Origin of the sequence: Conexibacter sp. CPCC 205762 (assembly GCF_030646155.1) — a bacterium.
Classification (GTDB): domain Bacteria; phylum Actinomycetota; class Thermoleophilia; order Solirubrobacterales; family Solirubrobacteraceae; genus Conexibacter.
This window is the reverse complement of sequence record NZ_JAUTDN010000002.1, coordinates 72,503-87,598: the sequence shown is the minus strand read 5'-3', so window position 1 is coordinate 87,598 and position 15,096 is coordinate 72,503. Positions and strand designations below refer to the sequence as shown.

Below are 15,096 nucleotides of genomic sequence, written 5' to 3'. Positions count from 1 at the left end.
AAAGACTGACGCCGTGGACTGGCCTCTCGTCATCGCCTTCGGCTTCGGCGTCGGGATGCTCGTCGGCATGACCGGCATCGGCGGCGGCTCGCTGATGACGCCGCTGCTGATCCTCGTGCTCGGCACCGCGCCGACGACTGCGATCGGCACCGACCTCGCCTACGCCGCCGTCACCAAGACCGTCGGCGGCTGGCGCCACTGGCGCCGCGGCTCGGTCGACATGACGATCGCGCTGTGGCTCGCGGTCGGCTCGATCCCCGGCGCGCTCGGCGGGGTGCAGGTGCTGCACATGCTGGAGAAGGCGCTCGGCGGCGACTCGTTCGACACCTTCCTGCTGACCGCCGTCGCCGGCGCGCTGTTCGTCACCGGCATCGCCGTGCTCGCCCGCGCGCTGTTCATGAGCAGCGGCGGCGAGCGCGTCACGATCGAGAGATTCGACACGCGCCACAAGGTCGCGGCGATCCTCGTCGGCATCTCGGTCGGCTTCGTGCTCGGCCTCACCTCGGCCGGCAGCGGCGCGCTGATCGCCGTCGCGCTGATCCTGGTCTTCCGTCTGACGCCGCTGCGCGTCGTCGGCACCGACGTCTTCCACGCGGCGCTGCTGCTGTGGGTCGCCTCGATCGCGCACCTGCTCAGCGGCAACGTCGACCTGGCGCTCGCCGGCAACATCCTGATCGGCTCGCTCCCCGGCGTCTGGATCGGCTCGAACCTCGCGTTCAAGCTGCCCGAGAACGCGCTGCGGCCGACGCTCGGGATAGTCCTCCTCGCCGCCGGCATGGCACTCTTGAAGAAGGCCGGTGTCGCTGACTATCCCGTCTCTGTCATCTTCATCGTGCCGCTTCTGGTCGCCGTCGCCGCCTACGGGCTGCACCGCGGCAGACAGCGCCGCATACGCAGCGCAGACATCCTCCCCAAGACCGACCCACCCACCGCAACGGAACAGGCATGACGTACGAGCTCTCACATCTGGACGCGCTCGAGGCCGAGGCGATCCACATCATGCGCGAGGTCGCCGCCGAGCTCGAGCGGCCCGTGCTGCTCTTCTCCGGCGGCAAGGACTCGATCGTCCTGCTGCGACTGGCTGAGAAGGCGTTCCGCCCGGCGAGGTTCCCGTTCCCGGTGATGCACGTCGACACCGGTCACAACTTCCCCGAGGTGATCGAGTACCGCGACCGCCGCATCGCCGAGATCGGCGAGCGGCTGATCGTCGCCTCCGTGCAGGAGTCGATCGACAAGGGTCGCGTCGTCGAGGAGAGAGGCCCGCGCGCCTCCCGCAACCGCCTCCAGACGGTCACGCTGCTCGACGCGATCGAGGAGCACCAGTTCGACGCGGCCTTCGGCGGCGCCCGCCGCGACGAGGAGCGCGCCCGCGCGAAGGAGCGGATCTTCTCCTTCCGCGACGACTTCGGCCAGTGGGACCCGAAGGCGCAGCGCCCGGAGCTGTGGCAGCTCTACAACGGCCGCGTCCGCAAGGGCGAGCACGTGCGCGTCTTCCCGATCTCGAACTGGACCGAGCTCGACGTCTGGCAGTACATCGAGCGCGAGAGACTCGAGCTGCCGTCGATCTACTTCGCGCACGAGCGCGAGGTCTTCAGACGCGACGGGATGCTCTACGCCGCCTTCGACTTCATGGAGCGGATGGAGGGCGAAGACGTCTTCACCGAGATGGTCCGCTACCGGACCGTCGGCGACATCAGCTGCACCGGTGCCGTCACCTCGACCGCCACCACGCTGGAGACGGTCGTCGCGGAGATCGCGGCGACCAACATCACCGAACGAGGCCAGACGCGCGCGGACGACCGCGCGACCGAGGCCGCGATGGAAGACCGCAAGCGAGAGGGCTACTTCTAATGGCAGCGACGGCCTCGATGAACGGGCGACCGCACGACGAGGGCATTGAGACGACGGAGCTGCTGCGCTTCGCGACCGCCGGCTCGGTCGACGACGGCAAGAGCACGCTGATCGGCCGCCTGCTGCACGACGCGAAGTCGATCCTCGCCGACCAGCTCGCGCACGTGAAGGAGACGAGCGAGCGCCGCGGCGACGGCGAGCTCAACCTCGCCCTGCTGACCGACGGCCTGCGCGCCGAGCGCGAGCAGGGCATCACGATCGACGTCGCCTACCGCTCCTTCCAGACCGACAGACGGCGCTTCATCATCGCCGACTGCCCCGGTCACGAGCAGTACACGCGCAACATGGTCACGGGCGCCTCGACGGCCGACCTGTCGCTGGTGCTGGTCGACGCTCGCAACGGCCTCGTCAGACAGTCGCGCCGCCACGCCGCGATCTCGGCGCTGCTGCGCACGCCGCACCTCGTCGTCTGCGTCAACAAGATGGACCTGGTCGACTACGACCAGTCGGTCTTCGATGCGATCGTCGCCGACTTCAAGGCGTGGTCGGAGCCGATCGCCGCCTTCAGCGAGATCACCTTCATCCCGATCTCGGCGCTGAAGGGCGACAACGTCGTCGAGGACTCGGCGAACACGCCCTGGTACGACGGCCCGACGCTGCTGCACCACCTCGAGACGGTCGAGATAGCGGGCGACCGCAACCTCGACGACTGGCGCTTCCCGGTCCAGTGGGTCGTGCGCCCGCAGAACGACGAGCGCTACCACGACTACCGCGGCTACGCCGGTCAGGTCGTCGGCGGCGTGATCACGCCCGGCGAGGAGGTCGTCGTGCTGCCCTCCGGCCGCACGACCAGAGTCGCCGGCATCGACACGATCGACGGCCCGCTCGACGCCGCCTTCCCGCCGCAGTCGGTCACGCTTCTACTGGAAGACGACCTCGACGTCTCGCGCGGCGACATGATCGCGCGCCCGAGCGACCAGCCGACGGTCGCGAAGGAGCTGGAGGCGGTCGTCTGCTGGATGAGCGACCAGCCGCTGCAGCCGCGCGGCAAGTACGCGATCAAGCACACGACGCGCGCCGTGCGCGGCATCGTCGAGGCGATCGACTGGCGGCTCGACGTCGAGACGCTCGACCGCGAGCCGGCCGAGGGCGGCCTGTCGCTGAACGAGATCGGCCACGTGAAGCTGAAGCTGAGCAGCCCGCTCGCGTTCGACAGCTACGAGCGCAACCGCGAGACCGGCAGCTTCATCCTGATCGACGAGGCGACCAACGACACCGTCGGCGCCGGTCTGATCTCGGGCTAGCGCCCGCACCGGGGCGGGCTTCGGCCTGCCCCGGAACGCGCGACGGCGCTATCGTCGCGCGATGGAATCGAGTACCAGCCGCAGGCCCGCGATCGGATCGTCGCTCACGCGACCGAGGCGGGCGCTGCGGCTGCTGCCGCCGCTCGTGTGGCTGGCGGCGACGGTCTGGTTCGTCGCCGCCGAGGGGCTGCCGCTGACGCGCGACTGGATCCTGCTGTGGATCCTGCTCGGGCTGCTCGCCTTCTCGTTCGGCGACCTCAGAGGCTGGTTCAAGGGCGCGCTGATCGACTGGCTGCCGTTCTTCCTCGTGCTGGCCGGCTACGACCTCGCCCGCGGCGCCGCCGACGGCCTCTTCTTCGAGCCGTTCTTCCTGCCGCAGATCGACGTCGACAGATTCCTCTTCGGCGGCCAGGTGCCGACGACCTGGCTGCAGGAGCGCCTCTACACCCCCGGCACGCTGCCCTGGTACGGGATCGTCGCGTGGGTCGTCTACATGTCCCACTTCTTCGCGACGCCGCTGCTGGCGGCGATCCTGTGGAAGCTCGACCGGCAGCGCTTCCGCCGCTACGCGATCACGGTCGCGGTGCTGTCGCTGGCCGGCTTCGCGACCTACGCGCTCTACCCCGCCGCGCCGCCGTGGATGGCGGCCGAGCAGGGCCTGATCCCGCACGTCGAGCGGGCGATCCCGCAGATCTGGGGCCAGCTCGGGATCGGCGCCAGATTCGGCCTCGTCGGGACCGGCTACGAGTACGCCAACGACGTCGCCGCCGTGCCGTCGCTGCACGCCGCCTTCTCGCTGCTGATCTGCCTGGAGCTGTGGGGGAGCGCCCGGCGGTGGTACCTGCGGACGCTGCTGGTCGCCTACCCGCTCGTGATGGGATTCGCGCTCGTCTGGGGCGGCGAGCACTACGTTGCGGACCTGTTGCTGGGCTGGATCTACGCTGTCGCCGCGTACTTCGGCGTCCGCTGGGCCTGGACGCGCTGGCACGCGCGCCGTCGCGATCAGGGCGCCCGGCAGCAAGCCTCAGCCGAACACTCGCCGCCAAGCAGCAGCGACAGTCGGTTCGGGTGAGATCGAGCGCGACGGCTTGTCGACCACGAGCACGTCTTTCGCGCGCAACGTCTCGTAGGCGATACGTGCGGCGTACGCATCGGTCAGCTCGCTGAGTGCGCTCACGTCCGTGACGATGCTGCGCGTGAGCGGCACCGGCTCGCCGTATCGCAACATCCCGTCCCAGGCGCGCCCCTCCAAGCTTTCAGGGTCCGTCAGTCCGACGGCCTCAAGCAGCTCCGAGGCGCCGTCTCTTGTCTCAAGCCGCTCGCGTTCGTCGCGGAGGGCGCTGGAGAGTGCAGCGCTGGAGCGGAGTTCGCCGGCCCCCAGCCGCTCGATCAGAGCCGGCCATCCACCCGTTGTGGCCAGCAGTTCGCCCAGCCAGCGGTCGGTTGCGAAGGCGAGCTCGTCGTCGTAGGCCCAGGCACGCAGGCCAGCCGGATCCCAGCGCTCCATCCTGAGTACGGTGAATGGGCGAACGACAGCTCGTTCGTCCTCCCCGATCAGGCTCCGGACAGCACTTGCTGTCGCCGGACTCACGATGACGGCGCAGACCGTCCCGCTCGTCCGCTTGCCGCCGAGTGTGTCGATGGCATGGACGCTGGCGTCGATGAGTGTGTCGAGGTCCTCGGACCGCGGATCCCGCGTCAGCACCACCAACTTGTGCGTGTTGCCTCTCGGGGTGCGAACCGAGTTGATGTAGGAGTCGCGGGATGCGCGCGCGTCAGGCCCTGCTTCGGCTATCGGCTTGACCGTTCGCCTGGCCTCTCCGAAGGCTCCGAGCTGTCGCTTGAGACCGCCGAGATGCAGCGCATCGTTGACATTCGCCACCTGAGTCGCAGCGGTCCCGAGAACGACGACGACCCGGCTCTCCCTGTGTCTGGCAAGCTCCCCCACCTGCGCCACCGTGAGCGGGCTCCGTCTCACCGACCCCTTCGACGTGTCGCCGTCGTGCTGCAACTGCTCGCGGTACGCGTTCGCGTTGAAACGCACCGGAGGGCTGAGTTGATGGGTGCTGAGCAACGCCTCTTGGATGCTCTCGAACGTGCCGAGCAAACGTCCGACGCTCGGACTTTGCAGGCGGTGAGCATCGGTGTTGATGTCGCGATACAAAACGCCAAACTCGCGCATCTCCTCAAGCAGCGCGTCAAACTCGTAGTCACCGGTTTCGGCGAACCCGACCGGCCACCACTCTGTGCAGAGTCTCCGGATCTCATCTGAGCGCAGCGGTCGCTCAACCGTCCGTTCAAGGAGTTGCAGTGCGATCACGAGCAGGATGACGCGATATCGCGGGTCGAGATTGAGCGTGAGCTCCATCCGCTCGCGCATCTCCGTCACCAGCGCCGGACGCGACATGACCGCTTCCACATCCTCGCGAGTGATCCGGTACGGCGGCTCGAGCTCCTGAGGTCTGCCCGCGAGGACGTGGCGCATGAGGTTGTGGCAGACAAGCTGGATCAGCGAAGGGTGGTTACGCGTCTCCGTCAGGATGCGGTGTACTGCTTCAGGAGGCTCAAAGCCGAAGCCGAGCGCCGCAAACGGTTCTTGGACGAGGCGCAGCGCATCCGCGATCGGCAGCGGGCCGACCGCGACCTTGCCACCGAAGTGCGTGAGACGCTGGTTCGGGACGTCGTTGAACCGCTTGACGTGATGCAGCCCCGCGAAAACGACCTTGAACCGACGTGAGTTGTTTTCTTGAAGCGCCGAGAGGTGGTTCGTCGTCTCGAAGTTTACCGCCGCGTCTGCCTGAAGAAACGCGTCGGTCTCGTCCATCAGGACCACGATGCGTCGTCGCTCATCACACGCGAGCCACTGCCCGACGAGCGTCTGCAGGCGTTCGAAATCGCCGAGCCGCGCCTCTCTGACTCGAGTATCGAGGCGTGCGCTGAGCTGCTCGGTCAGGAACGGCAACAGCGCCGACGGCGGATTGCGTTCGCCGATCCCTACGCCCTTCAGGTCGACGACGATCGCGGCGATCTCGTCATCAGACTGCTCTGCGCGTCGTACGGCCTCGTAAAGCAGCGCCGACTTGCCGAGCCGGCGCCCGCCGTAGACGATCGAGCAGCCATCAGGGTCGAGCAGATCCTTAACTTCCTGCTGGCGCCCGTAGAACATCTCGGTCGGCACCGACCCGGCCCGGAAGGGAGTATATGGATTCACTGCGGTGAACGGCAGCGCAACTCGCATCGTCGGCGCAAGCCCGAGTGAACCATGAGCACAAGCGTGCAGAAACACCGCGGTATCGATGACCAGCACCGGGCTGGCGGTCGGGCTGTTGCGCTGAAGCGTCGCGATTCGCCGTCGCTGCGTCGAGGTCAGCACGCGCGGGATGAGCACGATGCACGCCAACTCCGTCGTTTTGCCGGCAGCGGTGACGACATCGGTCGTTCTTGAGCGCAGCAGCACGGTCCGCAAGACCGTGCCTTCGCTGCCGAACTGCGGGGCGTACGACCGACCTTTCGGTTTGGTGCGAACCTCGAACTCAACCGAGGGCTGGTTAGAGCGCACCTCGCTCGTGCCATACCCGATCTCCGTAACTTGGAAGCCGAGCAGCTCCAAGATCGCATTGATGTGTTCCCGCAACTCGCCGCGACGGTCGGCGCGCGCGTTTCGTTCTTCGTCGAGCGAGAACCAGCGTTCGACCACGCGCGACACGGCGCGCTCGTGGCCAGCTTCCCGAACAGCCTCGAAGTCGAGCGTGGTGAGCTGCTGGTCGCCACGAACAGCTGCTTGTACACGTTTCGCCGTGAGGTTCTCCTTCGCGAGCAGGTCGGCGGTTTCCAGGAATCTCCGCAGCTCATCCAGGTGGTCTCTCTGGGCTTTGAGGCTCGGTCTTTCTCCTCGCCGGATCTGAGCGAGCGCGTCTTCCGCGCTCGTGATGTCCCCCCCCTCAAGGAGCCGCTCAACCGCTTCGGTCAATTCCTGCTCGCAGCCGGCCGCGGCAAGTTCCTTCAGAAGCAGGGCGGTCCTGTCAGCGACATGTTCTCGCGCCTCCGTCCGGGCGTCATCGCGCAGACCGTCGAGCGCCCGCAGCAACAGCGCGTCCGGCTGGTCGATCTGGACCGCGATGCGATCGAGCCGCTGCAACAGCAGAGCGCAAACGGACGGCGCCAGGTGTCCCATGCGCCAGTCACGGTCGATCTCTGTGCGCAGCTGTTCCGTCTCGTCCTCCAGCTCGCGGCGCACTCTGCGCTCTGTCTGCTGAAGCTCGTTGTCGAGCCTCTGAGGATCTCGCATCTCGACCTCCACGAGGATGCGACGGATTCGCCGAGCGTGCAACACCTCGCCTCTCGCCCGACGCAGTCTCCATGCCTGTCGCCAGATCGGCGGCTGCTCCAGGATCTGTGCGCGCGTTCTCTCGCTGAGCGGGCGTCGGATCAGCTCGAGGTCCTCATCGAGTTCCACGTCAAAGGCGAGCAGAGTGCCTCGCAGCGCTTCCTCGAACGGAGGCTCGCGATCGGAGAGGTCGAGCTCGCGCTTGACCACAAGCTGCTGAAGACGATCGAGCGCGAACCTGAGGCTGGCAGCGGCCACCACCTTGCCAGCTCTGTCGAGTTGGGCGACCTCTTCCTTCGCTGCCTTGAGGTGTGCGGTCAGAACATCGAGGATGGCGTCGAGCGTCGCTGCCCCGCCTGGGTTCTCAGTGCGGGTGTCTTGCTCGAATTCGAGCAGTGCGTGCGACGCGACGATCGCGTCGTCGACGAGCTGCAGGATCTCTTCAGTACGTCGAACCAGTTCTCGCCGCGCTCGCCCTTCGAGACGGCTCGAACCGGAGCCGCGCAGCTTTGCGTCGTCGTCGTCAAGTGTTCTGAGCAGATTCGCACGGAGGTCTCGCACCTCCGGTTGCATCGCCGCTATCTCCGACGGACGATTCTCGATCACGCGCGCGAGCATCCGCCCCAGCCGCCCGGAACGCTCGTCGACCCAGCGTTGCCAGAGGCGTGTAGCGCGCTCGAACTGTGTCTTGCCCGGCTTGTCCAACCACCGACGCGCGTCGATTGCCAGCGCATCAAGTCTGCGCTGAAGCACTCCAGGCGACTCGCCTCTCACCGGCCGGTCGTCGCCGTGCGGAACGATGAAGTGCCGCTGCGCCGAGTCGTGCAGCACCTCGCTGATCGCGCGCAGACCGGCGCGATCCTGCATCGCGGGCGCCGCTTCGCCGAACAGCTCCTGAATCCATCCACTCGGCGCAACGACCGCGCAGCTGATGGCCGCGCTGACGGCGATCAGCTGCGTTTCTTCTTGTTCGAGCTTCTCGTGGAGCTCGCCGATCGTGCGGGAGAGCTGACCAGCACAGGGACCGTGAGGAGACCGCGCGCTTGCCGCGAGCCCGAGCAGCTCGAGTGCTGTCCGCCGGGGCGAAGGGGGGAGTTCGGCCGCCGCTACGCCAGCCAGTCCCCGACTGACGAGCGCGGCGGTCCCAATCTCAGGAGGAAGCCGCTGCGAGATCCGCTCTCCGAACTCGGACGCGGGTTCGTGCTCAGGTTCTGGTTCGTGCTCGGGTTCGGATACCGGTGCCGATTCCGTTACAGGTTCCCCCGGCTCCCGTTCAAGCGTGAGCGCTGGATCCACCGTCACTTCCGGCAGCGGTTCGGGAACCGGCGTCTCTGCCGATTCCCGCTCGGCCTCACCCGGCTCCCGTTCGGCCGCCGGCGTTGGCTCCGACTTCGATTCTGGATCGGGCTCGGGCCTCGGTTCAGGCTCCGGCTTCGGCTCAGGTTCCGGCTCCGGCTCAGGTTCCGGCGGAAGTTCTGACTCCTCACTGGCTGCGATCATCACCGGTGCCAGCGCCTCGCCGCTGGTCGCACCGAGACGGAGTTTGTCGATCGTCGGTGCTGTCGCGAGCCGCGTACCGATTCCCGCGGCAAGCAACGCTGCCATCAGAACGTCGGAGTCGAAGGCCTCGAACCCGTGGTGGTAGCTGCCGATCCAATCATGCATCCAGAGCAGCGCATCCAGTTCCTCGACCTGAACGCCTTCGGAGAGTCGAGCGAGCGCATGACGCGCGCTGTCACGCAGAACGTCAGCATCCGGCAGGAGCTGGTCGCCGACCGTCCTGAGACTCGCCAACGCTCTAAGTGCGCGAACTCGTGGATCGCGCTGCGCGAGCGCGGCTCTGATCGCGCTCAGATCTGATGCGGTCTCAAGCGCTGCAGCAAGGGCCTCGACATCGGCCCCGTACCGCACGAGGGACTCGATGAGATCAGCGGCCGGCGGCAGACCGTCAGTTCTCAATGCCGCGGAAGCCGTCTCTAACCCCTTGCTGAGTTGCTCAGCGCATTCACGGAGGCGGATCAGCTCCGCCCCGTGATCGCGAGGCTCGTCAGTCTTCTCCAAACTCGCGACACCTGCGCCCGCCGGCATCTCGCTGTGAGGACCCTGGCCCGCTCGCAGCGCGAGTGTCCCGCTCGTCACCGCGATCTTCCAGAACACCTCCATAAGTGCTCTGGACCCACCGCGTCTATCGCGGTGCTTGCTCTCAAGCCTTGTCGCGACGCTCGTGTGGATCGCCACCGCACGCCCGAGCATAAGCAACTCGCCCCAGTTCTCCGCTGGTGCCTGCCCCGCCTGGCGCAACCGGAATCGGAGCGTATCTCTGACACTCGCCATTCTGTGTTTGGCCTGAGGATCATGGCTCTTGAGCGCCAGCAACGCTTCGGCAGCGGCGCCTACCGCTCCGTGCCGAACGAAGGCGAGCGCGCTGTCGGTCGTTTGCGCGTCCTGCGGGAGCGTCAGCGTCATGCCGACGAACGAGTTGATCCTCAAGAGACGGGTGCCGAGCGAGCTTGCGTTTCTCCCCTCTTGTTTTCTGCCACTCAAGAAGATCGTCCAGACCGCTGCGACAACGTCCTTCACCGAAGTCGGAGTCAGCTCGCACGGGCGCGCGAGCGCGTTGCCAATCGTCGAGTCGTCTTCGCCGAAGTCGCCCATGCTCAGTCGAAGTCGATGGGAGATCGGTCTCTCGCGAGCCACAACTGCTGGTTGCGGCGCCATGACGCCGCGCCGGTGGTCGGTTCCAGCTCGACCAGGTCAAGCGTCTCTTCCGACTCGGCGTAACTGCCGATCGAGAGTCTCGTGCGCTGAAAGACCTGTGATTGCCCGAAGACGGCCAGGCCCGTTCCACAGTCGAGCACACGGCCATCGAAACGGAAGAACCGATCGTGCAAATGACGTTGGCCGGTGTCTTCGTTCACGACGTTCAACGCAATCGACTTGAACAATTCGGGATCAGGATGCCGCAGGCCGAAGCGTTCAATCACGTAGGCCACCGTGGCCGCGTCGATCTCGCTTCGTTTCACGGCCATTGTGAGCACCAGCTTCAACGGGTCTTGAGTGCGGCGTTCTTCACGCAAGCGCCGCAGGAGCCACTTGAAGCCGTCCTCGGGATCGTACGGTTTCTCGACAGCCGTCAGCGCGTACCGGTCGAGGATTACCAGTCTCTCGATCCATGGCGCGAACGGTCTGATCCGCTCGTCGAACACAGCGTCACGTGTCTCACCAGCCGCGACTGTCGATCGGACTGCGTCGTGGTCGAACGCCGAGGCACTCGCAACCGTCTCGAGTGACGTGACCTCCGGCCTTCTGTTGTCAGCCTGTCCGCGTTCTTGCATCAGGCTCTGCTCTTGTTGCTCGCTGCACACGACGACATCGGCGAGGTCGGCGTACGTCATTCGCAGATCGTCGACCGTCGCGTGCTCGAAGACGCCTCTGACGCCATCGAGACTGTGCACCAGTCGCCGGTCCACGACCAGGCTGACCCAGCGCTGTCGCTCGACTGGTGAAAGCGAGTTCAGGAACTTTCCTCGCTCGTCGAGGTTCGCGAACAGTCCCAGACCCTTTTCATCGATCCGCTTCCGCAATGCTCGTGCCCGGTCCCCGATGCTCGTCGCAGTCTGCACCGTCTCGGTTGCGGCGTTGCCGCAGATGACAACCCGCGTGACTCTCATGCGAACGGTGCTTCGCCGGCGAACAACTCGGTCTCTCGCTCAGTGAAGAATCCGCCCGGCCATCGCTGGACGAACTCACCAGCGTCGTCGATCTCGATTCGACGAACGCTCGCGCCTGCACCGTGTTCGTTGTGGTGCACATAGAGGACCGCGATGTCGTCGGCGCTGATCCGGCCGGTTCGCACATAGCGCAAAAGCCGCAGCATCAAATGCTCGGAATGCGTCTCGACGACGAACTGCGTTGTGGCGCTCTCCGAGACGAGCACGTCCCCGAGCTTGGCTTGGAGTCCAGGGTGGACGTGCAGCTCCGGCTGCTCGATAAACACGGCCCCAAACGGATTCGTCACCGCTGACACGACGACCGGCAGCAGTTGCGAGATGCCGACTCCGACGTCGCGCAAGTTGACGGTGAGCGCTGTCTGATACCGATGATCGATCAGACGGAGCGCTATCGCGTCCTCAAGCAGAGCATCTCCTCTGCCGAGCAGGGCTGGCACGAGGTCGTACGGGATCTCGAGATGTCTCAGATACTTGTTGACTCGATCGAGCAGCGCCGCGTCGTGGACGAGCCGGCCGATCTCCGGGGAGGCATCGCGAAGCAATGTCACCCGCTGCGGAATCTCGCGCGCGGGCCCGAGATGGACAACGCGACCGAGCTCGTCTTGCAACCGCTCGTGAGCCTGCCCGATCACAGCTTCGAGCGCAGCCACGACCGCCGCCACGGCCGTCGCCTCCGAACCACGCGGAAGCGAATCGGCAGTCACGCCGCGAGGCAGCCAACTGCCGCTCTGGGCAGAGAACCGCGGCCGGATCAGACCGAGCGCCCTCTCGATCTCTTGCTCCGTGAAGCCGTCCCATTCCTCCGCAGTCTCGTCGAGGCGCGCCACCGCGATTGCGGCCTCGCGACACGTTCGCCACGCCGCTGACGCGGCTGCTCGCTGTCTCCCAGCCAGCCGCGGTCCAAGGACGACCTTCAGCCATTCCAACAGCTCTGGCGACCAGTCCCCGTTGCCGACGTCGTACTGTCGTTCTCTCTCGGAGCGACGCGCCTCAATCGGTCGAAACACCAGTCCGGTCGTCGTTCTGCCGCCGTGCCAGGAGAGTCTCAGTTCGTCGACATCAGCCGTCGAGTGGTCCCCGGCTCGGAAGTTCATCACGATGCTATGGCTAGTGGATTCGTCCCGGAAGTCTCGGCCTCCTGTGACGGTGCAACCGATCACCAGCAGCCGATCGCAGTCATGGGCGTGGACCAAGTTCGTGAAGCCGCCCAGGTCGAAGTCGTGCCCCGACGTTCGGAGCCTGCCGTCTCTCGCTGAACAAATCGTTTGCTGCGCGACCAGGAGAGACTGCAGGAGCGAGGACTTGCCGGCAGAGTTGTCACCGAACACCAGGGTTATCGGCGCGAGCTCGACGCTTGTGCGGTCGGCGAACGCCTTCAGACCCTCGATCTCGAGCTTCGTCAGCATTGCTCGGAGAAGATGGTAAACACTCTCTGAGTGGCAGGTTCCACTGCCCGCATCATCGACCGCGCCGCGCGCCGCTTGAACCGCTACACCGTTGTCTCGTAGGCCGAAGTTCGATCGGGGCGGTTTTAAACGCTCACCCACTAACCTTCCGCCGCGTGTTCTCGAAGATTCTGATCGCCAATCGCGGCGAGATCGCCGTCCGTGTGATCCGCGCCTGCGAGGAGATGGGCATCGCCTCGGTCGCCGTCTACAGCGAGCTCGACCGCGACGCCCTCCACGTCAAGCGCGCCGACGAGGCGTATCTGATCGGCCCCGGCCCGGCGGCCGAGTCGTACCTCAGAGTCGACAAGATCCTCGAGGTCGCCAAGCGCTCGGGCGCGGAGGCGATCCACCCCGGCTACGGCTTCCTGGCCGAGAACGCCGGCTTCGCCGCCGCCTGCGAGGAGGCCGGCGTCACCTTCATCGGCCCGCCCGCCGCGGCGATCGACGCGATGGGCAGCAAGACGGCCGCGCGCGAGCTGATGCAGAAGGCCGGCGTGCCGATCGTGCCGGGCACGACCGAGCCGGTCAAGGACGTCAGAGCGGCGCGCAAGATCATCGAGAGAACGATCGGCTACCCGGTCGCGGTCAAGGCGGCCGGCGGCGGCGGTGGCAAGGGCTTCCGCGTCGCGCTGACCGACGACGAGCTGGAGGGCGCCTTCGAGGGCGCCTCGCGCGAGGGCGAGAAGTTCTTCTCCGACCCGACCGTCTACCTCGAGCGCTACCTGCCCGATCCGCGCCACGTCGAGGTGCAGGTGCTGGCCGACCGTCACGGCAACGTGATCCACCTCGGCGAGCGCGACTGCTCGATCCAGCGCCGCCACCAGAAGCTGATCGAGGAGGCGCCGGCGCCCGCCGTCGACGCCGAGCTGCGCGCGAAGATCGGCAAGATCGCGACCGACGCGGCCGCCGCCGTCCACTACGTCGGCGCCGGCACGATCGAGGGCCTGCTGCAGGACGGCGAGTACTTCTTCCTCGAGATGAACACGCGCGTCCAGGTCGAGCACTGCGTGACCGAGATGGTGACGGGCGTCGACATCGTCAAGGAGGGCATCCGCGCCGCCGCCGGCGAGCCGCTCTCGCTGACGCAGGACGACGTCGTCCTGCGCGGCCACGCGATCGAGTGCCGCATCAACGCCGAGGACGCCTCGCGCAACTTCGCCCCCGCCCCGGGCAGAATCGGCGACTACAAGGAGCCGTCGGGCCCCGGCGTGCGCGTCGACTCGGGCGTCGGCCCGGGCGGTGAGGTCTCGCCGATGTACGACCCGATGGTCGCCAAGCTGATCGTCTGGGACGCCGACCGCGAGCAGGCGACGAGACGGATGCTGCGCGCGCTGTCGGAGTACGAGATCACCGAGCTGAAGACGCTGATGCCGTTCCACTCGGCGATCCTCGCGACCGAGCAGTGGGCCAACGCGGAGACCTGCCGCGACCTCGTCGAGGACCGCAAGTGGCTCAGAACGCTCGCCTTCCCGCCCCCTGTCCCCACGGATGACGAGGACGACCCGAAGGTCGAGCGGACCTACACGGTCGAGGTCTCCGGCCGCCGCTTCGACGTCAACGTGATCGGCGCCGCGCCGATCGGCGGGGCGGTCGTGGCCGTCAACGGGTCCGGGCCCGCCGCGGCCGGCGGCAAGAGACCGCGGCGCGAGCGCAAGAGCGGCGGTGCCGGCGGCGGCGCCGACACGCTGCCCTCGCCGATGCAGGGCAACATGTGGAGAGTCAAGGTGAAGCAGGGCGACACGGTCGCGGAGGGCCAGCTGCTCTGCATCATCGAGGCGATGAAGATGGAGAACGAGATCACGGCGCACAAGGCCGGCGTGATCGCCGAGATCCCGATCGTCGAGGGCGCCGCGATCTCCGCCGGCGACACGATCGCCGTCATCAGATCGCCGGACGCGGCCTGACGCACGCGTGAGCGACGTGACGCCGCACGTCTGGCGGGCGAACCTGCTGGACGCCGAGTACGTGGCCGAGCTGCTGGTCGCCTTCCGCGACCACCTCGGCCGTGACTGGCCGTCCGCGAACGCCTTCCACGCCGGCGTCGAGCGCGTGCTGGAGCGCGGCGAGGGCGAGTTCCTGCTGTCGGCTCCGGCGGCCGGCCTGGCGCCGGTCGCGATCTGCCAGCTGCGCTACGGCTTCAACCTCTGGCGGGCCGGCAGCGAGTGCGTGCTGGAGGACCTCTACGTCGACGGCGATCACCGGCGCGAGGGCCACGGAGCCGCGCTCGTGCAGGCCGCGCTGGAGCGGGCGCGCGAGCGCAACTGCCGCTGGATCGAGCTGGACACGCACGAGGACAACGCGGCCGCGATCGCGCTCTACGAGCGCTTCGGCTTCCACGTCGGCCGCGCCGGCGGCAAGCGCGACGTCGTGCTCGCGCGCAGCCTCGACGACCCGCGCTGAGCGGAGGCGTCGCACCGCAAAGCGGCGCGCGGACG

The 15,096-nt window shown here is 67.0% G+C and carries 9 protein-coding genes; 6 read left to right on the top strand and 3 right to left on the bottom strand.

The features are described 5' to 3' along the window. The first annotated feature begins 13 nt into the window (after positions 1-13). The 4 genes from Q7L73_RS02610 (at position 14) to Q7L73_RS02595 (ending at position 4,227) form a co-directional block, all read left to right on the top strand. On the top strand, positions 14-949 hold the full coding sequence (locus tag Q7L73_RS02610) for a sulfite exporter TauE/SafE family protein (protein WP_304685945.1): 936 nt from the start codon (positions 14-16) through the stop codon (positions 947-949). Then, the gene (cysD, locus tag Q7L73_RS02605) at positions 946-1,851 is read left to right on the top strand and encodes a sulfate adenylyltransferase subunit CysD (RefSeq protein WP_304685944.1); all 906 of its coding nucleotides are present in this window, start codon (positions 946-948) and stop codon (positions 1,849-1,851) included. The genes Q7L73_RS02610 and cysD overlap by 4 nt, the downstream gene beginning before the upstream one ends. Then, on the top strand, positions 1,851-3,155 hold the full coding sequence (locus Q7L73_RS02600) for a sulfate adenylyltransferase subunit 1 (protein WP_304685943.1): 1,305 nt from the start codon (positions 1,851-1,853) through the stop codon (positions 3,153-3,155). Before cysD ends, Q7L73_RS02600 begins: the two co-directional genes overlap by 1 nt. A 61-nt stretch (positions 3,156-3,216) precedes the next feature. Continuing rightward, positions 3,217-4,227: a phosphatase PAP2 family protein gene (locus tag Q7L73_RS02595; protein WP_304685942.1), complete on the top strand. Its 1,011-nt coding sequence runs from the start codon at positions 3,217-3,219 to the stop codon at positions 4,225-4,227. Here Q7L73_RS02595 and Q7L73_RS02590 read toward each other — a convergent pair. The 3 genes from Q7L73_RS02590 to Q7L73_RS02580 are packed head-to-tail and all read right to left on the bottom strand — an operon-like array spanning position 4,180 to position 12,619. Next, positions 4,180-10,137 (bottom strand): hypothetical protein, encoded by a 5,958-nt coding sequence (locus Q7L73_RS02590; protein ID WP_304685941.1) that lies wholly within the window; start codon positions 10,135-10,137, stop codon positions 4,180-4,182. The genes Q7L73_RS02595 and Q7L73_RS02590 overlap by 48 nt on opposite strands. Positions 10,138-10,139: 2 nt before the next feature. Continuing rightward, positions 10,140-11,153, bottom strand: coding sequence for a hypothetical protein (locus Q7L73_RS02585; protein WP_304685940.1), 1,014 nt, complete (start codon positions 11,151-11,153; stop codon positions 10,140-10,142). Continuing rightward, positions 11,150-12,619 carry a DUF3696 domain-containing protein gene (locus tag Q7L73_RS02580; protein ID WP_304685939.1) on the bottom strand — a complete coding sequence of 490 codons (1,470 nt, stop codon included), beginning with the start codon at positions 12,617-12,619 and terminating at the stop codon, positions 11,150-11,152. Before Q7L73_RS02580 ends, Q7L73_RS02585 begins: the two co-directional genes overlap by 4 nt. A 155-nt stretch (positions 12,620-12,774) precedes the next feature. Between Q7L73_RS02580 and accC the strand changes: the two genes are divergently transcribed. Then, positions 12,775-14,565, top strand: a complete 1,791-nt coding sequence (accC, locus tag Q7L73_RS02575) for an acetyl-CoA carboxylase biotin carboxylase subunit (protein WP_304685938.1) — start codon at positions 12,775-12,777, stop codon at positions 14,563-14,565. A gap of 7 nt (positions 14,566-14,572) precedes the next feature. Beyond that, positions 14,573-15,061, top strand: a complete 489-nt coding sequence (locus Q7L73_RS02570) for an N-acetyltransferase (RefSeq protein ID WP_304685937.1) — start codon at positions 14,573-14,575, stop codon at positions 15,059-15,061. Positions 15,062-15,096: the final 35 nt, after the last annotated feature.

Bases quoted from the DNA above. Each gene is read 5' to 3' on its own strand.
- cysD (WP_304685944.1), top strand. From the start codon at position 946: ATGACGTACGAGCTCTCACATCTGGACGCGCTCGAGGCCGAGGCGATC.
- Q7L73_RS02600 (WP_304685943.1), top strand. From the start codon at position 1,851: ATGGCAGCGACGGCCTCGATGAACGGGCGACCGCACGACGAGGGCATT.
- Q7L73_RS02595 (WP_304685942.1), top strand. From the start codon at position 3,217: ATGGAATCGAGTACCAGCCGCAGGCCCGCGATCGGATCGTCGCTCACG.
- Q7L73_RS02590 (WP_304685941.1), bottom strand. From the start codon at position 10,137: ATGGGCGACTTCGGCGAAGACGACTCGACGATTGGCAACGCGCTCGCG.
- Q7L73_RS02585 (WP_304685940.1), bottom strand. From the start codon at position 11,153: ATGAGAGTCACGCGGGTTGTCATCTGCGGCAACGCCGCAACCGAGACG.
- Q7L73_RS02580 (WP_304685939.1), bottom strand. From the start codon at position 12,619: ATGCTGACGAAGCTCGAGATCGAGGGTCTGAAGGCGTTCGCCGACCGC.